20 protein-coding genes, 2 tRNA genes and 1 riboswitch are annotated in these 21,801 nt (G+C 68.4%); of the genes, 18 read left to right on the forward strand and 4 right to left on the reverse strand.

All coding sequences use genetic code 11. The features are described 5' to 3' along the window. Positions 1–58: 58 nt before the first annotated feature. The 10 genes from cobO to cobJ are packed head-to-tail and all read left to right on the forward strand — an operon-like array spanning position 59 to position 9,243. A complete protein-coding gene (gene cobO, locus G372_RS0108045) occupies positions 59–673 on the forward strand; it encodes a cob(I)yrinic acid a,c-diamide adenosyltransferase (RefSeq protein WP_019623545.1) in 615 nt (204 codons plus the stop codon). Beyond that, complete coding sequence (locus tag G372_RS0108050; RefSeq protein WP_019623544.1) at positions 670–1,962, forward strand: cobyrinic acid a,c-diamide synthase CobB; 1,293 nt, start codon at positions 670–672, stop codon at positions 1,960–1,962. The genes cobO and G372_RS0108050 overlap by 4 nt, the downstream gene beginning before the upstream one ends. After that, a complete protein-coding gene (gene cobA, locus G372_RS0108055; RefSeq protein WP_026340314.1) occupies positions 1,959–2,813 on the forward strand; it encodes a uroporphyrinogen-III C-methyltransferase in 855 nt (284 codons plus the stop codon). The genes G372_RS0108050 and cobA overlap by 4 nt, the downstream gene beginning before the upstream one ends. Positions 2,814–2,835: 22 nt before the next feature. Further along, positions 2,836–3,945 carry a cobalt-precorrin-5B (C(1))-methyltransferase gene (locus G372_RS0108060; RefSeq protein WP_026340313.1) on the forward strand — a complete coding sequence of 370 codons (1,110 nt, stop codon included), beginning with the start codon at positions 2,836–2,838 and terminating at the stop codon, positions 3,943–3,945. Then, a complete protein-coding gene (locus G372_RS0108065; RefSeq protein ID WP_019623541.1) occupies positions 3,942–4,886 on the forward strand; it encodes an ABC transporter ATP-binding protein in 945 nt (314 codons plus the stop codon). Before G372_RS0108060 ends, G372_RS0108065 begins: the two co-directional genes overlap by 4 nt. After that, the gene (locus tag G372_RS0108070; protein ID WP_038070413.1) at positions 4,883–5,656 is read left to right on the forward strand and encodes an ABC transporter permease; all 774 of its coding nucleotides are present in this window, start codon (positions 4,883–4,885) and stop codon (positions 5,654–5,656) included. The genes G372_RS0108065 and G372_RS0108070 overlap by 4 nt, the downstream gene beginning before the upstream one ends. A gap of 17 nt (positions 5,657–5,673) precedes the next feature. Further along, on the forward strand, positions 5,674–7,059 hold the full coding sequence (gene cobG / locus G372_RS0108075; RefSeq protein ID WP_081621262.1) for a precorrin-3B synthase: 1,386 nt from the start codon (positions 5,674–5,676) through the stop codon (positions 7,057–7,059). Further along, positions 7,056–7,709 (forward strand): precorrin-8X methylmutase, encoded by a 654-nt coding sequence (locus G372_RS0108080; protein WP_018865052.1) that lies wholly within the window; start codon positions 7,056–7,058, stop codon positions 7,707–7,709. The genes cobG and G372_RS0108080 overlap by 4 nt, the downstream gene beginning before the upstream one ends. After that, positions 7,706–8,461: a precorrin-2 C(20)-methyltransferase gene (locus G372_RS0108085; protein WP_038070412.1), complete on the forward strand. Its 756-nt coding sequence runs from the start codon at positions 7,706–7,708 to the stop codon at positions 8,459–8,461. Before G372_RS0108080 ends, G372_RS0108085 begins: the two co-directional genes overlap by 4 nt. Next, on the forward strand, positions 8,458–9,243 hold the full coding sequence (gene cobJ, locus G372_RS0108090; protein ID WP_018174783.1) for a precorrin-3B C(17)-methyltransferase: 786 nt from the start codon (positions 8,458–8,460) through the stop codon (positions 9,241–9,243). The genes G372_RS0108085 and cobJ overlap by 4 nt, the downstream gene beginning before the upstream one ends. Positions 9,244–9,256: 13 nt before the next feature. Here cobJ and G372_RS0108095 read toward each other — a convergent pair whose 3' ends face one another. Further along, positions 9,257–10,057, reverse strand: a complete 801-nt coding sequence (locus tag G372_RS0108095; RefSeq protein ID WP_019623538.1) for a cobalt-precorrin-6A reductase — start codon at positions 10,055–10,057, stop codon at positions 9,257–9,259. A 4-nt stretch (positions 10,058–10,061) separates the two neighbouring features. On the opposite strand from G372_RS0108095, the gene G372_RS0108100 reads away from it, so the two are divergent. The 3 genes from G372_RS0108100 to cobM are packed head-to-tail and all read left to right on the forward strand — an operon-like array spanning position 10,062 to position 12,519. Then, positions 10,062–11,297 carry a bifunctional cobalt-precorrin-7 (C(5))-methyltransferase/cobalt-precorrin-6B (C(15))-methyltransferase gene (locus tag G372_RS0108100; RefSeq protein WP_019623537.1) on the forward strand — a complete coding sequence of 412 codons (1,236 nt, stop codon included), beginning with the start codon at positions 10,062–10,064 and terminating at the stop codon, positions 11,295–11,297. 29 nt (positions 11,298–11,326) lie between these two features. Beyond that, positions 11,327–11,755, forward strand: coding sequence for a cobalamin biosynthesis protein (locus G372_RS0108105; protein WP_026340311.1), 429 nt, complete (start codon positions 11,327–11,329; stop codon positions 11,753–11,755). Continuing rightward, positions 11,755–12,519: a precorrin-4 C(11)-methyltransferase gene (cobM, locus tag G372_RS0108110; protein WP_019623535.1), complete on the forward strand. Its 765-nt coding sequence runs from the start codon at positions 11,755–11,757 to the stop codon at positions 12,517–12,519. The genes G372_RS0108105 and cobM overlap by 1 nt, the downstream gene beginning before the upstream one ends. 57 nt (positions 12,520–12,576) lie before the next feature. Here the strand turns inward: cobM and G372_RS0108115 are convergent, their stop codons facing one another. Next, the gene (locus tag G372_RS0108115; RefSeq protein ID WP_018865059.1) at positions 12,577–13,137 is read right to left on the reverse strand and encodes a cytochrome c; all 561 of its coding nucleotides are present in this window, start codon (positions 13,135–13,137) and stop codon (positions 12,577–12,579) included. Positions 13,138–13,158: 21 nt separating this feature from the next. After that, a complete protein-coding gene (locus G372_RS0108120) occupies positions 13,159–14,274 on the reverse strand; it encodes a porin (protein WP_019623534.1) in 1,116 nt (371 codons plus the stop codon). 129 nt (positions 14,275–14,403) lie between these two features. Then, a riboswitch (cobalamin riboswitch) is annotated at positions 14,404–14,636 on the reverse strand. Positions 14,637–14,894: 258 nt separating this feature from the next. Between G372_RS0108120 and G372_RS0108125 the strand changes: the two genes are divergently transcribed. The 5 genes from G372_RS0108125 to G372_RS0108145 all read left to right on the forward strand — a co-directional run bounded on the left by G372_RS0108125 (position 14,895) and on the right by G372_RS0108145 (position 17,901). Then, entirely contained in the window at positions 14,895–15,875 is a 981-nt protein-coding gene (locus tag G372_RS0108125; RefSeq protein ID WP_018865061.1) for a cytochrome-c peroxidase, read from the forward strand. Positions 15,876–16,024: 149 nt separating this feature from the next. Further along, a complete protein-coding gene (gene gltX, locus G372_RS0108130; RefSeq protein WP_018865062.1) occupies positions 16,025–17,431 on the forward strand; it encodes a glutamate--tRNA ligase in 1,407 nt (468 codons plus the stop codon). A gap of 42 nt (positions 17,432–17,473) precedes the next feature. Then, a tRNA-Ala gene (locus tag G372_RS0108135) sits at positions 17,474–17,549 on the forward strand. Between the two features lie 25 nt (positions 17,550–17,574). After that, positions 17,575–17,805, forward strand: coding sequence for a hypothetical protein (locus G372_RS0108140; protein ID WP_018865063.1), 231 nt, complete (start codon positions 17,575–17,577; stop codon positions 17,803–17,805). Between the two features lie 20 nt (positions 17,806–17,825). Further along, a tRNA-Glu gene (locus G372_RS0108145) sits at positions 17,826–17,901 on the forward strand. A gap of 63 nt (positions 17,902–17,964) precedes the next feature. Here the strand turns inward: G372_RS0108145 and G372_RS0108150 are convergent. Continuing rightward, positions 17,965–21,789: an ATP-binding protein gene (locus G372_RS0108150; RefSeq protein WP_019623532.1), complete on the reverse strand. Its 3,825-nt coding sequence runs from the start codon at positions 21,787–21,789 to the stop codon at positions 17,965–17,967. Positions 21,790–21,801: the final 12 nt, after the last annotated feature.

A 21,801-nucleotide genomic window follows, 5' to 3' on the forward strand; every position in this document is an offset into this window, starting at 1 on the left:
CTATATCTCGGGGCCGTCCGTACGTGCCTATACAAACAAATCAAGGAGTCACCAGAACATGAGCGACGACACCGAAGCCGCACGCGCCGAACGCCACGCCCAGCGCATGGCGCGCAAGAAGGAGATTGTGGACCGCAAGATCGCCGAGGCGCAGGAAGAAAAGGGCGTGTTCCTGGTCCTGACCGGCACCGGCAAGGGCAAGAGTTCCTCGGGCTTCGGCATGGTCGCCCGGGCCCTGGGGCACGGGATGCAGGTCGGCATCGTGCAGTTCATCAAGGGCCAGTTCGCCACCGGCGAGGAGGCCTTCTTCCGCGGTCAGGACAATGTGCAGTACCACGTGATGGGCGAGGGCTACACCTGGGAGACCCAGGACCGCGAGAAGGATGCCGAAGCCGCCCGCCATGCCTGGGCGCATGCCCGCGACATGCTGCGCGACCCGAACGTCGATCTGGTGCTGCTCGACGAGTTGCACATCGCGCTGAAATATCAGTACCTGGATGTGGACGAGGTGCTGCAGGACATCACCGCGCGACCGGAGATGCAGCACGTGATCACCACCGGCCGCGCCGCGCCGAAGGCGCTGGTCGAGGCGGCCGACACGGTCAGCGAGATCGGCGTGGTCAAGCATGCCTTCCAGGCCGGCATCAAGGCGCAGAAGGGGATCGAGCTGTGAGTGTCAGCTGCCCCGCCGCGTTCGTGGCGGCCCCGGCCTCGGGCCAGGGCAAGACCACGATCACCGCCGCCATCGCCCGTTACCACCGCAACCAGGGTTTGCGAGTGCGCGTGTTCAAGACCGGCCCCGACTTCCTCGACCCGATGATCCTGGAACAGGCCTCCGGGCATCCGGTCGACGCCTTGCATCTGTGGATGGTCGGGGAAGAAGCCTGTCGAGCGATGCTGTACGAGGCGGCCCAGGAGTCCGATCTGATCCTGGTGGAGGGCTCGATGGGGCTGTTTGACGGGGATCCGTCCGGTGCGGATCTGGCCCAGGCCTTCGGCTTGCCGATCCTGGCCATGGTGGATGCCAGCGGCATGGGCCAGACCTTCGGGGCGCTGGTGCATGGCTTGTCGACCTACCGTCCGGGCCTGTCGTTTGCCGGCGTGATTGCCAACCGGGTGGGCAGTCCCGGCCATGCGCGGATGCTGGAGGATTGCACCCCGGAGGCAATCCGCTTCTTTGGTGCCGTGCAGCGTAACGAGACGCTGAGTGTCCCGGACCGTCATCTGGGGCTGGTGCAGGCCGGCGAGATCGCCGATCTGGATGCGCGGCTGGAGGCGGCAGCGGCCGCGATTGAAGAGGCTGGGGTGACAGGGCTCCCGGAGCCGATGCGCTTTGATCCGGAAACAATTGCGCCGATCGAGGCGGCGCTGTCCGGCGTGCGCATTGCGATCGCGCGGGATGCGGCTTTTGCTTTCATGTATCCGGCCAACCTGCGTCTGCTGGAGAAGATGGGCGCCGAACTGCGGTTCTTTTCCCCGCTTGCCGGGGACGGGTTGCCAGAGGCCGATGCCGTCTGGCTGCCGGGTGGCTACCCCGAGCTGTATCTGGATCAGCTGTCCGACAATGCTGCCCTGAAGTCGGACCTTGAGGTCCATCATGCGGCGGGCCGCCCCATCCTGGCGGAGTGCGGGGGCTTTCTCTACCTGCTGGACGAACTGGCCGATCGCGAGGGCCATGCCGCGGCTATGGCCGGGCTGGTGCCGGGCAAGGCCCAGCTGGCAGACCGCCTGCAGGGTCTGGGGCTCCAGGCGGCCCCGCTGCCGGAGGGCGAGCTGCGCGGGCACACCTTCCATCACACCCATTCCGAGGTCGGGCTCGAGCCCTATGGTCATTGCTGGCGTGCGCGCGGGACGGGGTCGCAGGGCGAGGCGATCTATCGTGACGGGCGCCTGACCGCGACCTATCTGCATGCCTGGTTCCCCTCCAACCCGCAGGCCACGGCGCGACTGTTCCAGGCATGAGGGGCACAAGGCAGCACAAGGTGGCCAGGATCGGATCCGGTGCACGCCCTGGGGTGACCCTCCCGTTTCGCGGCGAGCGGCGGGCCGGGTGCGTGGATCTGGTGGGCGCGGGGCCGGGCGATCCAGGCCTGCTGACACTGGACGCGCTCAGCGCGATGCAGCACGCGGATATCCTGCTGCACGACCGCCTGATCCCGCAGGCGATCCTGGATCTGGCAAACCCCAAGGCGCAGCGTCTGTACGTGGGCAAGGCGCGCTCGCGGCACAGTTGTGATCAGGGCGATCTGAACGATCGCATGGTCGCGCTGGCCCGGGAGGGGCACTACGTGGTGCGCCTGAAGGGGGGTGACCCGTTTGTCTACGGGCGGGGCGGCGAGGAGGCCGCCGCGATTGCCGCCGCCGGGGTGCCAGTGCGCATCGTGCCGGGGATTACCGCAGCCGGTGGCTGTGCAGCCTATGCAGGGATCCCGCTGACCCATCGCGATCACGCCTATCGCTGCCAGTTCGTTACCGCCCACCGGCGTGCCGGCGAGACCAATCTGGACTGGGCCTCGCTGGTGCATCCGCAGCAGACCCTGGTTGTCTACATGGGGCTGCATACCCTGGCCGAGGTCTGTGGCGAGATGATGGCGGCGGGTGCGGACGGCGCGATGCCGGCCGCGCTGGTCGAACAGGGGACGCGGCCGGGCCAGCGTGTCATCGAAGGCGTTCTGGCCGACCTCCCCGCGCGGGTGGCGGATCTGGATATCCATTCGCCGGCGCTGCTGATCGTGGGCGAGGTCGTGCGCCTGCGCGAGACGATCGCCACGCAGGGTGCCGAGTCCGTCCCGGGAACGCATGAAACCGGCTGAGCAGAACAGCTCGGCGGGCGCCATGCGCCCGGAGACGCCCGAGACCAGCGGGCGCCTGCGCACGGGGCTGACCACCGGTGTGTGCGCGACCGCCGCCGCCGTTGCCGCCGCACGCTGGCTGCTGGAGGGGCGGCGGCTCGAGACGGTGGAGGTCATCCTGCCGAAGGGGCAGGTCGTGAGCCTGACACTGAACGACCTCGAACCCACTCCGGGCGGCGCGGTTGCCGGGGTCATCAAGGATGCCGGCGACGACCCGGATGCCACCCACGGGGCCCGGGTCTGGGTGGAGGTGAACCTGTGCGGTGCGCCCGGCGTGGAGTTCGTCGCGGGTGCCGGGGTCGGGACGGTCACACGCCCGGGCCTGGTGCTGGAGCCGGGCGAGCCCGCCATCAATCCGGTCCCACGACGCATGATCCAGGGGCATCTGGAGACACTGGCTGCAGCCGCCGGGTACAGCGGGGGCTTCAGGGTTACAGTCGGCGTGGACGGTGGCGAACGCATTGCCGGGCGGACCATGAACGCTCGACTGGGGATCCTCGGGGGGCTCTCGATCCTGGGCACCACCGGCATCGTCCGGCCATTCTCCTGCGCCGCCTATATCGCATCCATCCATCAGGCCATAGACGTGGCCCGCGCCAACGGCTGCCCGCGCGTGGCCTGCTGCACCGGGGGTACCAGCGAGGCCGCGATGCGCGAACAGTACGGTCTGGACGACATGGCGCTGATCGAGATGGGGGATCTGTTCGGGGCGGCACTGAAGTATCTGAGGCGTCACCCCCTGCCCGCGGTGGTGCTGGCCGCGGGGTTCGGCAAGCTCAGCAAATTCGCGGCCGGGCACCTGGATGCCCACAGCCGCAAGTCACGCATCGATCTCGACGCGCTGGCGGAGGAGGCGGCGGATCTGGGAGGCAGCCAGGCACTGGTCGCGCGCATCCGCGCGGCCAATACCAGCGCCCAGGCGCTTGCGGATTGCCTGGAGCAGGGTGTGGCGCTGGCCGACCGTATCAGTGCGCGCGCCTGGCAGCGGGCGCGCGGGATGCTGCCGGAGACCACGGCGCTGGAGGTCTGCGCGGTGGATCGGGCCGGACGCATCGTCGGGTGGGCCAGGGATGCCGGGGGTCTGGCGCCATGATGGCCCCGGCGATCGCCCTGCAGTCGGTGGCCAAGCGTTATGCCGGTGGCCGGGTTGGGCTGGCGGATGTTGACCTGGAGGTGCCGGCGGGCCGCTTTTTCGGCCTGCTGGGGCCGAATGGGGCCGGCAAGACGACCCTGGTGGGACTGCTGACCACGCTGGTGCGGGCGGATCGCGGGTCGATCCGGGTCTGCGGCTTCGACGTGGCGACACAGGCGGTTGCGGCGAAGGCCTGCATGGGCGTGGTGCCGCAGGAGATCAACTTCAACAGCTTCGAGCCGGTGGGCGAGATTGTTGAAGCCCAGGCGGCCTATTACGGATTGTCCCCGCGGCGGGCGCGCGAGCGTACTGGCCAGGTACTGGAACAGGTGGGCCTGGCGGACCGGCGGGGGCAGTCCGCCTGGGGGCTGTCGGGCGGAATGAAGCGCCGGCTGATGATTGCCCGGGCGCTGGTGCACCGCCCGCACGTGCTGCTGCTGGACGAGCCGACCGCGGGGGTGGACCTCGAGGGACGCCATACAACCTGGGAACTGCTGCGTGCGCTGAATGCGGATGGTGTGACCATCCTCCTGACGACACACTACCTCGAGGAGGCGGAAGCGCTGTGCGATTCGCTGGCGATTCTGGATCAGGGCGAGATCGTTGCGCGCGGCGAGACCGGCGAACTGCTGCACGGGCTGAACGTGCAGACCCTGGTGCTCGAGTTGAGCGCCCCCCTTGATGCGTGCCCCGAGCTGGAAGGGCTGGCGATCCGGCGGGTGGATCGCTGGACCCTGGAGATTGACCTCCCGCAGGGCATGGAGGTGAACGCGCTTTTTGAGCGTCTCGGCGCGTGCGGTGTCCAGGTGGCGGGCTTGCGCAACAAGCGCAACCGGCTCGAGTCGCTGTTCCTGCAGCGCATCGCGGAACGTGCCAGTGCATCGCGGGGGGCCGGGACATGAGACTCGCGGCTTACGGATTTGCCTACCGCGGGATGGTGATCAAGCAGGTGCGCCGCTTCCTGCGTGCCTGGGTGCAGAACCTGCTGCCATCGGTGGTGACGACCGTTCTGTTTCTGGTGATCTTTGGTCACCTGGTCGGGCGCGAGCTGGGCACCATGCGTGGCGTCGACTACGCCGATTTCATCCTGCCGGGCCTGATCATCCTGGCCGTGGCCACCAACGCCTACAGCAATGTGACGCTGGCGTTCTATGGCGCGCGCCTGCAGCGGCACATCGAGGAATTGCTGGTTGCGCCACTCCCCGCCTGGCTGATCGTGGCGGGCTTTGCAACCGGCGGGGTGATCCGCGGTCTGCTGGCCGGGGCGCTAGTGGCGCTGGTTGCAATCCCGTTTACCAACCTGCAACTGCACCACCTGGCGGCGACGCTGGGGATCGCGCTGGTCAGTGCCACGCTGTTCGCCCTGGCCGGCCTGCTGAATGGCCTGTACGCGCGCAGTTTCGACCACACCTCCGTGGTGGCGACGTTCGTGCTGACCCCCCTGATCTATCTGGGAGGGCTGTTCTATCCGGTGGAACGGATGCCCGAGCCCTGGCAGTCGCTGGCGGCGCTGAACCCGCTGTACTACATGGTCGAGGGCTTTCGCTACGGTCTGCTGGGGACCGGGTCCTTCGCCTGGGCCACAACCTTCTGGGTGCTCGTGGGGACCACCCTGGTTGTCGGCGGGGTGGCCTGGGCCCTGGTCGCTCGCGGCGTGCGGATCCGGTCATGAGCAGGGGTGCGAAGCCGTTGGGTGCCGAGCATCCGCGTGTGCGCCGGGCGTGTCCCGGAGTCGCTGCGCCCATGACGACCGGAGACGGGCTTCTGATGCGGGTACGTCACCCGATCGGAGGGCTCGACGCGGCGCAGGCGTGCACCCTCGCCGAGGTAGCGCTGCGTTTCGGTTCCGGTGACCTGGAGCTGACCAGTCGCGGCAATCTGCAATTGCGCGGTCTGGACACGCCGGGCCTGGAGACGGCACGGGCCGAACTGGAGGCGGCGGGTCTGGCGGATCGCGATCCCGAGGCGGAGGCGGTGCGCAATGTGCTGGTGGCACCGGCGACGGATATCGACCCGGAGGCCGCCATGGATGTACAGCCCATCGCGCGGCAACTTGTGCGGGCACTGGGGGCAACCCCGCGCCTGCGCGCGCTGCCGCCGAAGGTCGGGGTGCTGGTGGAGTCGGGTGGCGATTTGCCGCTGGGCCGGGTGCCGGCGGACCTTCGGCTGGAGGCCTGTACGGGACCGGGTGGCGTGTGGATTCGCGTGGCCGTCGGGGCGTCGGCTCAGGCCGCGACGGTGCTTGGGTGGGCACGCCCGGAGAAGGCTGTGGACGCCGCCTTGCAAGTCCTCGAGCAATTCCTGGCGCTGCGCCAGGGGGATCCGGATCCGCCGGGGCGTTTGCCCGGCGCCCTGGCTCGGTTCGGCGCGAAGGCCCTGACGCCTCCCGGACTGGAGCGAGTGCTTCCGGGTGGGGATCCGATTGCGGCACGGAGCAGCGAAAACGCCGACTCCGGGATTGGTGCGGGCCTGAATGGCGACGCCTTCGGGGTCGCGTTTCCGTTCGGAGCCCTGCGCGCCGAGGCCCTGCGGGGGCTGGCCGAGCAGATCCGCGGCGGGGAAGGGTGCCTGCGGCTCACCCCCTGGCGCAGCGTGCTGCTGGTCGGGGCGCGGCCGATCGCCCTGGACCGGCTGGCTGCATGGGGCGGTGTAACGGATCCAAAGGATCCTCGCCTCGCGGTGAGCGCCTGTGTCGGGCAGGCGGGATGCTCGGCGGGTACAACATTCACGCGGGCGGACGCCGCGATGCTCGCGACAGCCGCCCGCGGACTGCTGGCAGATGACGAATATCTGCATGTCAGTGGCTGCGAGAAGCACTGTGGGAGGCCCGCGAATGCCCGAATGGTCCTTGCGGCGCGGGCGGGGCATTACGACTTGTCGCTGCAATGTGCGCCGGCGCACTGGGAGACCCTTCTTGTGGGCCTTTCGCCGGATCAGCTGCGAGCGGCCCTGTCGGCGCTTGAACAGATTGCGCACGCAGAGCGCGGCGGGGTGCTCGCGGCCCTGCACAGGCTGGGACCGGCCGAGCTGGGTCGGCGCCTCAACGCGATGGTGAATAACGGAGACGAAACATGACGCAGAGCGATACCGCCGGGGCTGTACCCGATTACGAACGCGACGGCGCAGCCATCTACCGGGAATCCTTCGCGATTATTCGATCCGAGGCGGCGCTGGATCGTTTTCCGGGGGATCTGGTGCCTGCGGTGGTGCGCATGATCCACGCCTGCGGCATGACCGACCTGCCACGGGACGTCGGGTTTTCGGCCGGCGTGGCCGGGGCGGCTCGCGCGGCGCTGGCCGCCGGCGCGCCGATCCTGTGCGACAGCAACATGGTGGCGCATGGGGTCACGCGGGCCCGGCTGCCGGCGGATAACCCGGTGATCTGCAGCCTCCGCGAGGACGGGGTGGCGGCTGCTGCCGAGCGTATGGGCACAACGCGTTCGGCGGCGGCGCTGGAATGGTGGCGACCGCATATGGAGGGTGCGGTCGTGGCGATCGGGAATGCACCCACGGCCCTTTTTCACCTGCTGGAGATGCTGCACCAGGGCGCGCCACGTCCGGCCGCGGTACTTGGTATCCCGGTGGGCTTTGTCGGTGCGGTGGAGAGCAAGGAGGCGCTGGCCGCCAGCCCGCTGGACCTCGAGTACCTGACCATCTTCGGACGCCGCGGTGGCAGCGCCATGGCCGCGGCGGCCATCAACGCCTTTGCGAGTGACCGGATATGACGACTTCTTCCCCTGTGAATGCATCCCCGGAGGCGGGCTGCCTGTATGGAGTCGGCACCGGGCCCGGCGATCCCGAGCTGCTGACGTTGAAGGCCGCGCGGCTGATCGCACAGAGTCCGGTAGTGGCCTACTTCTGCCGCCGTGGCGGGCGCGGTCAGGCGCGTGCGATCGTGGACGCCCACCTGGGTACCGGCCAGTGCGAGATGCCGTTGGAGTACCCGGTGACCAACGAGATTCCGCACGGCTCCGAGGAATACCGCTGCCGCATCGAACAGTTCTTCGACGCCTGTGCCGAGCAGCTGGCGGCCGAACTGGAAGCCGGGCGCTCGGTCGTGGTGCTGAACGAGGGCGACCCGTTCTTCTACGGCTCCTTCATGCACGTATACCTGCGGCTCAAGGAGCGCTTTCGCACGAGTATTGTGCCCGGAGTGACTTCGATGATGGCCTCTGCCGCCCAACTGCCAACTCCGTTGACCATGCGCGATGACCTGCTGACGGTGATCCCGGGCACGATGCCGATCGACGATCTGCGCCAGGCCCTGCAGGGGACGGATGCAGCGGTCATCATGAAAGTGGGCACCCATCGCGATGCGGTGGTCGGTGTCCTGCAGGAGCTGGGGCTGAGTGAGCGCGCCTGGTACGTGGAACGCGCGAGCACCGCCGAGGAGCGGGTCCTGCCGCTGTCCGAGATCCCGGAACGGGTGCCCTATTTCTCGATGATCGTGATCCCCGGGCGCGGGGTTCGGCGATGAGCGGGGATGGCGGTCCGGTGGTCGGTCGGTTGAGTGTGGTCGGGGTGGGTCCGGCGGGGCCGGAATGGATCACACCGGAGGTCGCTGCTCGTCTCGAAGCGGCCACCGATCTGGTGGGGTACGGGCCGTACCTGGAACGGATTGCGGGCCCTCATCACCGTGTTCACGCCTCGGATAACCGCGAGGAACTGGCGCGTGCGATGCACGCCCTGGACATGGCCGCCGAGGGGCGGGACGTGGTCGTGGTCTCGGGGGGCGACCCGGGTGTATTCGCCATGGCGGCGGCGATCTTCGAGGCGCTGGAAGGGGCGCAGGCACAACGCTGGGCGGGAGTCGAGGTGGACGTGACTCCCGGGGTCTCGGCGATGCAGGCCGCCGCCGCGCGGCTGGGTGCGCCGCTGGGCAACGATTTCTGCGTGATTTCGCTGTCGGACAACCTCAAGCCGTGGTCGCTGATCCAGCGCCGGGTGCGGCTGGCGGCCGAGGCCGACTTCGCCATGGCGTTCTATAACCCGATCTCGCGCGCGCGGCCATGGCAGCTGGGGGAGGCCCTGGGCATCGTGCGCGAGGCCCAGGGTCCGGACACCCTGGTCATGCTGGCCACCGCGGTGGGACGCGGCGAACGCGAAGACGTGCAGATCTCCACTCTCGGCGAGGTGGACCCGACGATGGCGAACATGAGCACGCTGGTGATCGTTGGCGCCGCCTCCACCCGGGTGCTGGAGCGCCCCTCCGGCCGGCGCCACGTGTACACCCCGCGTTATGTCGAGTCCGCGGAATGAGGCGGGAGCCGCGTTAGCCGTGCGCGTCCGGAAGACCCTCCAGCCAGTCGAGTACCTCCTGCGGGGCGTGGAATCGCGGCACCCCGGGGGCGTCCGGCGGGCGCTCCACCATCACAACCGGCATACCCCGTTCGCGGGCCGCCTGCAGCTTGGCGGCTGTGGCATCGCCGCCGCTGTCCTTGGTCACCAGCACGTCAATCGTGTTTTCCCGCAAAAGGCGCGCCTCGTCTTCGGCCGTGAACGGGCCCCGGGCGTGGATCCAGGCAACCCGCGGCAGCGCCGGCGGCGGTTCGGGCGGGTCGATGGTGCGGATGACGTAGTCCAGTTCGGGCGCGGCCTCGAAGGCCTCCAGGTGCTGGCGGCCGGTGGTCAGCAGCACGCGCCGGCCGAGTTCCGGAAGGGCGCGGGCGGCGGCCGCGAGATCGGGAACGCGGATCCAGCGGTCCTCCGGTCCGGCCTCCCACGACGGTCGGGTCAGGCGGGCCAGCGGGATGCCGGTGTTGCGTGCGGCCGTGACGGCGTTGGCCGAGATCTGCCGTGCGAAGGGGTGGGTCGCGTCCACCAGGGCGTCGACCGCGTGTTCGTGCAGCCAGGCGGCAAGGCCGTCGGCGCCGCCGAACCCGCCCGTGCGCCGCGGCAGTCGCGAGGGTGCCGGCCTGCGCGTGCGTCCGGCCAGCGACACGGTGGCGTGCAGCCACGGGTGGCCGTCCAGCAGCGGTTCCAGTTCCGCGGCCTCGGTGGTGCCGCCCAGCAGCAGGATCTGCCGCGGGCGCGCCGCCCCGGGGCCGGTATCGGAGGATGAACGGGAGCTCATGAGGATGAACAGTCTAGCCACGAACGAGGAGCGAGCGCCATGGCTGAACATCGTCGGCGTGGGCGCGGGGGGGCTCGACGGGCTGGCCCCGGATGCCCGCATGGCGCTGGACACGGCGGCGACGGTGATCGGCGGCGCGCGGCATCTGGAGATGCTGCCGGAGCGGCCGGGGCAGGAGCGCCTGGTGTGGCCGTCGCCGCTGGAGACCGCGCTGGACTGGATCGAGGCGCGCGCCGGGCAGCCGCTGTGCGTGCTCGCCAGCGGCGACCCCTTCTGGTTCGGGGTGGGTGCGACCCTGATGCGGCGTTTTCCGGTCGCGCAGACCTGTGTCTGGCCGGCGCCCTCGGCATTCAGTCTGGCCGCTGCGCGCATGGGCTGGCCGCTGCAGCAGACCCACTGCCTGTCGGTGCACGGCCGGCCGATGGAGGCGCTGCGGCCCTGGCTGCATGACGGCGCGCGACTGCTGATCCTGAGCCGCGACGGGGATACCCCGGCGGAACTGGCGCACTGGCTGACCGGGCTCGGCTTCGGCGATTCCACCCTGACCGTATTGCAGTCCCTGGGTGCGGACCGCGAGGCGGCCTTCAGCGCGCGCGCCGGGGCCTGGCCGGAGGTCGCGATCGAGGCGCTGAACACCGTGGCGCTGGAATGCCGGGCCGATCCGGCGGCGCAGGTGCTGGCCGCCAGTGCCGGCCGGCCGGAGGCGCAGTTCGAGCAGGACGGACAGATCACCAAGCGCGAGGTGCGGGCGGTGGCGGTGGCCCTGCTGGCGCCCGGTCGCGGCGAGCGGCTGTGGGACGTGGGCGCCGGGTCCGGTGCCATCGGCATCGAGTGGATGCTGGCGGATCCGGCCAACACCGCCGTGGCCATCGAGCCGCGCGCGGAGCGCCTGGAACGCATCGCGCGCAACGCGAGCACGCTGGGAGTGCCGGCGCTGCGTCCCATCCACGGGCGGGCGCCGGAGGCACTGGGAGACCTGCCGCCACCCGACGCGATCTTCATCGGCGGCGGGCTGACCACGCCGGGGCTGCTGGAGCACTGCATGGACCAGCTGCGCCCGGGCGGGCGGCTGGTCGCCAGCAGCGTGACCGTGGAAGGGGACGCGGTGCTGGCGGCGGCGCACGAGCGCCACGGCGGCGAGCTCACGCGGATCAACGTCAGCCGCGCGGAGCCGCTGGGCGGCATGGCCGGCTGGAAGCCGCTGCGGCCGGTGACCCTGTGGTCGCTGCGCCGGGGCTGAGGGAAACGCTGAGCGGGGCGCGTGTCCGGGTGACCCCCGGCGTCGGCTTCGCCTCGGCCTGCACGGCCGGCGAGCTGGAGGCGCTGGTCCGCGAGGTGCTGGCCGAGGCGCACGCCGGGTTGCGGGCGGGGGGCGGCGAGGCGATCGAGATCCGGCAGCTGGCGGCCCCGGGGCACAAGGGCGACAGCCCGGTGCTGTGGACGGCCGCGCGCGACCTGGAGCTGGAGCCGGTGTTCGCGTCGGCGGCCGCGCTGGCCGTGCGCGACGCTGCCCTGTCCACGGAGTCGGCGCGCTCGCGTGCCGTCGCCGGGGTCGGTTCGGTGGCGGAGGCGGCGGCGCTGGCGGTGGCCGGCGACGGGGCGCGCCTGCTGCTGCCGCGGCGGCTCTCCGCGCGGGCGAGCTGCGCGGTCGCGGTGCGCATGGTGAACGGGACGGACGAGCTTTTCGAGGAGGGATGATGACGGTTCATTTTGTCGGAGCGGGGCCCGGTGCGGCCGATCTGCTGACCTTGCGCGGGCGCGATCGCATCGCGGCCTGCCCGGTGTGCCTGTATGCCGGTTCGCTGGTGCCGGAGGCGGTGCTGGAGCATGCCCCGGAGGGGGCGCGCGTGATCAACACCGCGCCGCTGACGCTGGACGCGATCATGGAGGAGATCGAACGGGCCCACGCGGCGGGCCAGGACGTGGCGCGCCTGCACTCCGGCGACCTGTCGGTCTACAGCGCGCTGGGCGAGCAGATCCGCCGGCTGGAGGCGGCCGGGATCGAGTACAGCATCACGCCCGGCGTGCCGGCATTCTCCGCCGCCGCCGCGACCCTGGGGCGGGAACTGACGGTGCCGGAGGTGGCGCAGTCGGTGGTGCTGACGCGCACGCCGGGACGGGCGTCCTCCATGCCGGAGCGCGAACGGCTGGCGAGCTTTGCCGCGACCGGGGCGACCCTCGCGATCCACCTGTCGCTGCACAATATCGAGACCGTGGTCGAGGACCTGCGGCCGCACTATGGCTGCGACTGCCCGGTGGCGATCGTCTTCCGCGCCAGCTGGCCGGACGAGACCGTGGTGCGCGGTTCGCTGGGGAATATCGCGGAACGGGCGCAGGCCCTGACCACACGGCGCTCGGCGCTGATCCTGGTGGGCCCGGCGCTGGACCCGGGCGATTTCCGCGACAGTGCGCTGTACGACCCGGCGCATGTGCGCCGTTACCGCGGCATGGACGGCGACTGAGTGTCGGACGGTTGATCAGGAACGGGGCCACCAGGCGGCTCCAGGTTAAGGCGTGATTCAGCGACGGCGGTAGTTGTCGTGGCACGCGAGGCAGTGATGGCGCACGCCGTTCAGGACCTCGGTTGCGCGCAGCTGGAATTCCTCGTCCTCCAGGTCGTCGGCCGCGTCGACTTTTCGTTGCAGCTCGGCCGTGGCCTTGCGGAACGCCGCCTTGTACTCGGAGAACTCCGGATCTTGCCAGGCCCCGGGTAGTGCCCCGTCCTCTCCGTCCCGTGCGGGCGTCTCCTGCGCGAACCAGGTTTCGATCTCTTCGGCTCGGCTGGCCAGTTCGTCGGCGAGTTTGGGCAGGCGCTCGGCGAAAGGGGCGTTGTAGCGCAGGATCTGCTCGAGACTACGGTATACAGCCGAAGTCCCCTGCATGCTCTGCTGACGAAAGCGCTGGAAGGCCTCGGTCGCATCCACTTCAGCGGGATCGTCCAGGGTCTCGTCATAGTCGCCCCAGGGACCCGGCATCGGGACAGTGACCTCCGCGGTGGCCGGGCTGCCGGCGGCAGCCAGCAACAGGATCGCAAAGAGGGTGGTTCTCAACGGGTGATGGATCGGTTGCATCTGGTTCATGTCGATTCTCCCGGTCATTTCTCAGAAGCGGAACTGGTGCTGCAGGTGCAGATCCCAGGCCGAGGTGTCGGTGTCGCGGTCCAGCCACATCAGCTGGGTCTTGTGCCGCTGGCCACGGTGATACCAGTTCAGGCCGGCACCCCATTCACGCTGCCAGCGCTCGTCAGTGCCAAGATCGTCGCCTGCGTCGTGGCGCAATACGGCGTGGCGCGCGGCGAACTCCAGTCCCTCCACCGGCAGCGACTGCGCCAGTTCCAGTTCGGCCCCCAGGTCGTGGTAGCTCGCGGTGCGGTCGGGGGAGACATCGCGGCGGAAGGCCGCCAGCGACAGCGAGGTATGGGCGAACTTGACCACCGCGTCGGCGGTGGCGGTGATCCAGTCGGCGCGTTGGTTGGCCACCGTGTCTTCGATGCCGCGGCTCCAGTCGCGCAGGTGGTTGCGGCTGGTGGCCTGTACGCCGGCGCCCAGGGCGACGGTGCGCTCCACGGCCTGGCCTAACGTGGTGTTGTCACGTGGGACTGCGCCGACCGGGGCCCACGCGCCGCGCGCGCTGAACAGGTGGCCGGATGTGGAGGGGCGATCGTCGCGCTGATCCAGACGCCCGCGACCGTCAAACACGCCGATGGCCCATGCCCTGTCGTCGCCGGCGCCGCCCAGCAGGGCGATACCGGTGTCGCGGCCGGCCGGCACCTCGAACTGGTTACCGGCGATGCTCAGTTCGGTGAACAGGCGGTTGGGGCCACCGATGTCCCGCGACAGGCCGAAGGGGACCGTAAACTGGCCAGCCCGCAGGCCCAGGTGTTCACCCATTGCGTACTGCAACCAGATGTCGCGCATGGACAGCTCGCCGCTGCTGAAATCCGGCTGCAGGCGAAAGCTCAGATCGGGGTGGAACAGGGTGCCCGAGGTGTCCAGCCAGGCACGACGGAAGTCGAATTCGCTGCTGGAGCCATCCGGGTCTCGTTCGTAGCTGTAGCGGCCCTGAATCAGCGGATCCAGGGTGACCTGCAGACCGTCTTCCGCGTCGCCGAATTCGAAACCGGCTTGTGCCGGCGCGATGCCCGCGGCCGTCATCAGGCACAGGGTGGCCAGGGCCGGGACGGCATGTTGCCCCGGTCGGAGATGGGTATGGGTCATTGTTGGGTTGCTCCCTTGGACGCGCGACCCCGCACGCCGTGGATGAAACGACGCCGGAAGCTGGGCAGGGAGCAGGGTAGGCCGGGTGATGCGAACACGCCGGTCTGGCCCGCTCGGCCGCCCACCGCGGCGTCGGGTGTTCTCCAGGCCGGTCTCCGGACTCGCGGAGGAGATGCGCGATGCATCCACAGCGGATCGCCTTCCCGCGGCATCCCGGGGATGCGCCGCAGTGGCATTGGATCCGCCCGTCTCCGCCTACCGTTGCGGGGGCAGCGCCGGCCTTACGAATGTCGATTCGCGCACCGGCTTCCCGATTATCCCCGACGGTTGGACGCCGGGGCACCTGGAGAGTGGTGGACCGTAGTTGAAGGATTTGAGGGGGTCAAGTTTGTCCGGGTATCCCGGGAAACGGTGTAGTGGAGGCGAACCCGGCTCCCCTGAAGGCTGATAATTGATGCAGATCATCTCCGGGGCGGATTTTGATCGCGACCAGGTTCCCGCGTCTGTAGGGTGGGCTTTAAGTGGTTTGGACCGAGTCTATATCGGCCCTCACCGATATCCGCTTCTCAGATGTCTGTTACTCAAGGGAGACCTGTATGAAAACGCTTTCCGGATTCCGCATGACGGCGCTGGCGGCCTGCGCGGCCGTCGCATTCGGGGCCGCAGTTCCGGCCGTGGCCGATACCGACTATTCCGAATACCGCGACGTGTTCGAGCCGCTGCCGGCGCTGCCGCCGATCCCGGCGGACAACTCGATGACCAAGGAGAAGATCGAGCTGGGCAAGATGCTGTTCTTCGAACCGCGCATCTCCAGCTCCGGCGTGATCTCCTGCGCGACCTGCCACAACCCGGCGCTGGGCTGGGCGGACCGCATCCCGCGCGCGGTGGGCCATGACGGTCAGGTCGGCGAACGCAACACCCCGACCGTGCTGAATTCCGGCTTCTTCACGGCCCAGTTCTGGGATGGCCGCGAGGACGATCTGGAAGGCCAGGCGCTGGGCCCCATCCAGGACGCGATCGAGATGGCGATGCCGCTGGAGGAGGCGATCGCGCGCCTGGAGGAGTTCAACGAGTATCAGGAGAAGTTCGAGGCCGCCTATCCCGATTATGACGGCGACAACGTGATCAACACCGACCACGTGGCCAAGGCCCTGGCGACCTTCCAGCGCACGCTGAACACCCCGAACTCGCCGCTGGATCGCTGGCTGGCCGGCGACGAGGGCGCGATGAGTGATCAGCAGATGCGCGGGATGAAGCTGTTCGCCGATAACGGCTGCGTGGCCTGCCACAGCGGGCCGGCGCTGACCGACAGCAACTTCCACCGCATCCAGGTGCCGGGCTCGGAGGACAAGGGCCGCTATCTGGTCACCGAGGACGAGGCCGACAAGTACGCGTTCAAGACCCCGACGCTGCGCAACGTGGCGCTGACCTACCCCTACATGAACAACGGCGAGACCGCCACGCTGGACGAGGCGATCCGCATCATGGGGGAAGAGATGCTGGGCATGGAGTTCAGCGATGACGAGGTCGCGGACATCGAGGCCTTCATGCATGCGCTGACTGGAGAGATGCCGCGCTTCGACATCCCCGCGCTGCCGTAAACACGGGCGTGCGAGACTGAATCCTCCTTGTGGGGATCCTTGCAGGCCGGGGCTTTGTCCCCGGCCTTTTTCGTTTCCGGGCGGTCGGTCCACGGCGCTTCTGCTACCCTGTGCGCCTTTCACGACCACCGGAATCGAGTGTCTGACGCATGAGCTTTCGTACCCGTTTTGCCCCCAGTCCGACCGGCTATCTGCATATTGGCGGTGCGCGCACCGCGCTGTTCTCCTGGCTGTATGCCCGCCACCACGGTGGCGAGTTCGTGCTGCGCATCGAGGACACCGATCTGGAGCGCAGCAACGCGGAATCGGTCAACGCGATCCTCGAGGGGATGAACTGGCTGGGGCTGACCTACGATCATGGACCGTTCTACCAGACGGAGCGCTTCGACCGGTACCAGGAAGTGATCGACCAGCTGATGGCCGCAGGCCACGCCTATCGCTGCTACTGCACGAAGGAAGAGCTGGATGCGATGCGCGAGGAGCAGAAGGCGCGCAAGGAGAAGCCGCGCTACGACGGCCGCTGCCGCGCGCGCACCGAGCCGCGTGAGGGCGTGGAGCCGGTGATCCGCTTCCGCACGCCGGACGAGGGTGTGACCATCGTCGACGACATGGTGCGCGGCAAGGTCGCGTTCCAGAACAGCGAGCTGGACGACCTGATCATCGCCCGCTCCGACGGCTCGCCGACCTACAACCTGACGGTGGTGGTCGACGACATGGACATGGAGATCACCCATGTGATCCGCGGGGACGACCACCTGAACAATACCCCGCGCCAGATCAACATCCTGAAGGCGCTGGGTGTGGAGCCACCGCGCTATGGCCACCTGCCGATGATCATGGGTCCGGACGGTGCCAAGCTGTCCAAGCGCCATGGTGCGGTCTCGGTGATGCAGTACCGAGAAGAGGGCTACCTGCCCGAAGCCCTGCTGAACTACCTGGTGCGCCTGGGCTGGGCACATGGCGATCAGGAGATATTCTCGGTGGACGAGCTGGTGCGCCTGTTCGACATCCAGGACGTGAACCAGTCCGCCTCCGCGATTAACCCCGACAAGCTTCTGTGGCTGAACCAGCACTACATCAAGACGCTGGACCCGGATCATGTGGCGCTGGAGTTCGGCTGGCATCTGGGCCAGCTGGGCATTGACCCGTCCAATGGCCCGGCGATGCGCGATGTGGTGATCGCCCAGCGCGAGCGCGCACGCACCCTGCGCGAGATGGCCGAGAACAGCGTGTATTTCTACCGCGAGTTCGAGGACTACGACGAGAAGGCGGCACGCAAGCAGCTCACGGCCGACGCCGAGGCCGTGCTCCAGACCCTGCACGACGGTTTCAGCGCGCTCGGTGCCTGGGAGAAGGAGCCGCTGCACGAGGTTGTGCTGCACACCGCCGAGCGCCTGGATTTCAAGCTGGGCAAGGTCGCACAGCCGCTGCGTGTGGCCCTGACCGGCGGTACCGTGTCGCCGCCGATCGACGATACCCTGGTGCTGATCGGGCGCGAGCGGTCGCTGGCCCGGATCGACCGGGCGCTGAAGAAAATTTCGGCGGAGGCGGGTTGACACTCCAGGGGGTGCTGGCTACAGTACGCGCTCGCCTGACACGGGGCCATAGCTCAGCTGGGAGAGCGCCTGCATGGCATGCAGGAGGTCGGCGGTTCGATCCCGCCTGGCTCCACCAAATTCGGGTGTAAGCGAGATCACCGATGCATCGTTTTGGGGTTATATCCATCTGGGTGGGTTTGGTGATCGCAGTGATTGGACTGTTCGGCGGTTTCGGGCTGATGTTCACCGGGGAGCAAACCTGGTCCAAGCCCTTGATTGCGGCGGTTCCGATTGGATTTCTTCTGGTGTTTACCGGTTTGGTGACCACGATCCTGTATCGTGAGACCGCCGGAGGCAAAAGAAGCGGCCGGCCCCAGGGCCCGCCAAACTAGCAACGAGACGTTGCCTCTACGTCCCCATCGTCTAGAGGCCTAGGACACCGCCCTTTCACGGCGGCGACCGGGGTTCGAATCCCCGTGGGGACGCCATTATTCCGAGAAGGCCCGAACCGTAAGGTTCGGGCCTTTTCTTTTTTGTGGCGGGGGCGTTGATCAGGCGAGACGCGGGTTAGGCTGCAGTCTCTCCTCGGGCGCGTACCGGCGCGGGATGATGCAGTGGTTGATGCGCAAGAGTTCGCGCTCGCTCCACTGGCGCCAGACATCGTCGCGCGCAAAGCGAGCATAGTCGAGCAGGGTCAGCCGCTCGATGTTCGGGTTGCCGTGGTCGTGCGCCAGCCGTCTTGCCCGCTCCAGTTCCTGCCAGCCCTCGTCGTCGATGCTGTCGCTGCATTCGAGCAGTGCATGGGCGCGCAGCCGGCGAATCGCGGGCTCGAAACCATGGTCGCCTCGATTCAGGCAGTTCCTCAGCGCCTCGGTCGCGATTTCCAGGCGCTCTGACGGCTCGACGCCGGTTGCATGCAGTGCGTCGAGCAGGAACAGCTGAAAGATGGTGCTGACGCCGTCCATGATGTGACGCAGGGCTTCTGCCTGTTCCCGGAGTGGTGCCACGGCGGAGGTATCGCCTTGACGGGCGAGGGCCCAGTGCTGGAGTGCCAGGCCGGAGGCCCGCCAGAGTGGATAGTCGTAGGCGTCCGCGATCGCGAGCGCGCGGTGGGCGGAGGTCAGGGCCTCGTCGGGATCGTCGGCGAAGAAACCGAGCGCCGCGCGGAAGGCATAGACGAAGGCCTCGGTAGGCCGGTGCTCCAGCGCCGCGGCCTCGGCGCAGGCGGTATCCATTTCGTCCCAGGCGCGGGCATGGTTGCCGAAAAAGAGAAGCGTCCAGGCCATGAACCCACGCGCACTGATCGCGGGGTTCTCGGTATGGCGCGCGACGAGGTGGGGGTGGTCGTCCTCGCGGTACAGTGCAAGCGCCCGTGTCTGGTGTTCCAGGGCCAGCGGGAACTGGCCACTCCAGAAATGGGTGTTGCCCTGGACGTAGTGCGCGGCGATCTGCAGCAGGCGGTCGCTCGACTGCGCTGCGACCTGCTCCATGTCGTTGGCCAGGCGGTGGGCCTCGTCGAAGCCGTGCCAGGACCCCGCGCCGTGCCACAGGCCCCAGAGCACACGGAAGTACTGGACTGCATCGCGTTGGGGCGTGGTGACCCGCAGGGCCCGTTCGAAGATGGCGTGGACGGTGCGCGAGCCGTAGCCAAGTAGCGCGAGATTCGAGGCGCCGAGTCCCCCGAGGGCGCGCAGCGTTTGCTTGTCGCGTTCTCCCGAGGGTTCCCGGTCGGCGAGCTCGCGATCAAGGCAGATGAGGGCATCTTCGAAGTAGCGCGAAGCCTCCAGCAGCATGCCGCGCGCGAAAGCGGTCTCGCCCGCCTCGAGCCAGGCGGGCACCGCCTCATCCAAACGCCCGGCTTGATAGAGGTGGTTGGCGACCTGCCCCCAGTCGGTGTGGCTCGTGCCTTCATCATCGCGCAGGAGGTCGGCCAGCCGACCGTGCAGCCGCGTACGCTCGGTCAGCAGCATGGATTCATACGCGGCCTGACGGAACAGGGCGTGACGGAAACGATAGCGCACCCCATCCAGTACGCCGACGGGTTCGATGAATCCGCGGCCCGTGAGGCGGCTGAGCTGGCGCCGGATTGCGTCGGCCGGTTGTCCCAGCAGGTGACTCAGCATTCGGGTGTCAAAATCGCGCCCGATCACGGCCGCCGCATGGGCCAGGTCGCGTGAGGTACCGGTTTGTTCCAGGCGCGCCACGAGGAGGTTGGACAGGCCCGGCGGCAGGCTGTCGGGCAGGGCGCCGCTACGCGCCGCATCCAGGGTGTAGCGCGTCAGCTCCTCCAGAAAGAGGGGGACTCCCTCGCCGCGTTCGACGAGTTGATGGCGCAGGTGCGTAGACAGGCGATGCTGGGCATCGAGGCGCTCGATGATTTCGTGGGCGGCGGCCTCGGGCAGTGCGTGCAGGCGCAGATGCTCAAGGGCGACATCGCGCCAGTTGGAGCGAAAACTCATGCGCGCAGTGAGCACGACCATTAGCGGCTGCTCGGGCAGGTGCTGGTACAGGCGTCGGAGAAGCTCGGCGGTGCCCGAGTCCATCCAGTGCACATCGTCGCAGATCAGCAGGATGGGGCCACGCATTGCCCGACGCCGGGTGAGATCGACAAGCACATCGATAATGCGATCCCGGTCCAGCCCATTCGCAGCGAGGCGCTCGAGGTCGTTGCTGTCAGGGTGCGTGAGCCAGTGGGACAGGGTAGCGGCGGCGTCAGGATGAAGCGACTGCGTGGCGGCAAGAGCGTGCGCCAGGCGTCGCTCGCGGCTGGCATTCATCGTCCCGCGTCCAACCCATGTGGCGAGCGCCTGGCGCACGGGGGTCAGCAATTGCCGTGAACGGTCTTCGCGACACTTCAGCAGGAAGCGCGAGCGCGCCTGCCCGCGGATACGCTCGTCCAGGTGCCGGGCGAGACGGCTCTTGCCCAGTCCAGCCTCTCCCTGGATCAGCACGAAGTGCGGGGTGCGTTCATTGAGTGTCTGGTGCCAGACCTTCTGCAGGCGTTCAAGCTCCGCCGTACGCCCGGCCAGCGGGGTCAGCCCTCGGGCATGCTGTGCATCCACTCGATCCAGGGGCCCGGGGTTGCCGGTAACGCGCTGACTCCCCGCGAGTTCCCCCGTAGCGCCCTCGTGGGGGCTGAACAGAAAGTATCCCGAGACTCGCTGGTATACGGACGGGGATACCACGATCGTCCCTGTGTCCGCTGATCGCGCCAGCACCTGTGCACGCTGGCTAAGTTGGCCGGCGGGATCGGGGATATCCGGGTCGACGCCGGTTACGATGAGGTCGGTATCGACACTCATGCGGAGTTGGCAGTTGGCTGGGGCTGTCTGCAGGGCTTGCCAGGCGGCATGGACGGCATCCACGGTAGCCTGTTCGCGCCCCGCGGGATAGCCGAAATAGGCAAGAAGACCGCTGCCGGGTGCGCGAACGACATGGCCCCGGTGGTTCAGCAGGACCAGATCCAGTTGTTCCAGCGCGTGTTGCATGCGCTCGTGCTGCAATTCGACATCGAGATCCGCGTCCGGCTGGACCAAACAGGACACGACAGTGACACGGCGCCGTTCAGCGCGCAGGGCAGCCGTTTCGGATCCGGCATGCAGGGACGCCGGCGCTGTTGCCTTCGGGGTTGGGGTTGCTATCTCGTCGCGAGTGCGAATGAGCAGATTGCCAGGGTCTTCCCCTGTCTGTTGCTTCAGTCGCTCGAAGTGTTCCAGTGCCCGCTCGCGATTTCCCATGCCGGCCATCGTCAGCATGAGCAGGCGGTGGAGGGCTTTCTCGTGGGGCTCGAGCGCAAGCAGGCGCTGGAGCTCGGCAAGCAGGGATTCGGCGTCAGCGGAATGGCAGAGGTCCGCGAGGTTTTCTTCGATCAGGGTGAGCAGTTGGGACCAGTAGTGCTCGCGCTGTGTCTGGGCCCAGGCGGCGAGTTCGGGGAGATCCTGAAGTGCCCGCACCGGCTGAAGGAAGGGGCCATGGTATTGCCGGATCACCGCAAGGACTTGGGTGGCCAGCTGGTTGGGGCTCAGGTTGCCGCGGTCAGCGCGCAGGCGGCGCAGGGCGATCACGTCGATCTCGGCACCGGGCTGAAGTCGAAAATGGACGTAGCGTGGCGTGGCCTCGAGCAGGCCAGGGCTTGGCCCGTCGGGCAGTTGTCGCCGCAGCTGGAAAAGCCCCTGGCGCAGGTTGACGCGCGCGCTGTCGCTGTCGAGCTCGGGCCAGAACAGGCGTGCCAGTTCCTGGCGGGGCACACGTCGTGGGCATTCAGCCGCCAGGTAGGTCAGCAATAGCCCCAGCTTGGTGCCGGACAGGGCCGCCACATCGCGGCCCTCGATCCGCACGCCGACTGTGCCAAAGGTCGTGATCTCGAGATGGGCCAACCATTCCCCCTG

Origin of the sequence: Thioalkalivibrio thiocyanoxidans ARh2 (assembly GCF_000385215.1) — a bacterium.
Taxonomy (GTDB): Bacteria; Pseudomonadota; Gammaproteobacteria; order Ectothiorhodospirales; family Ectothiorhodospiraceae; genus Thioalkalivibrio; species Thioalkalivibrio thiocyanoxidans.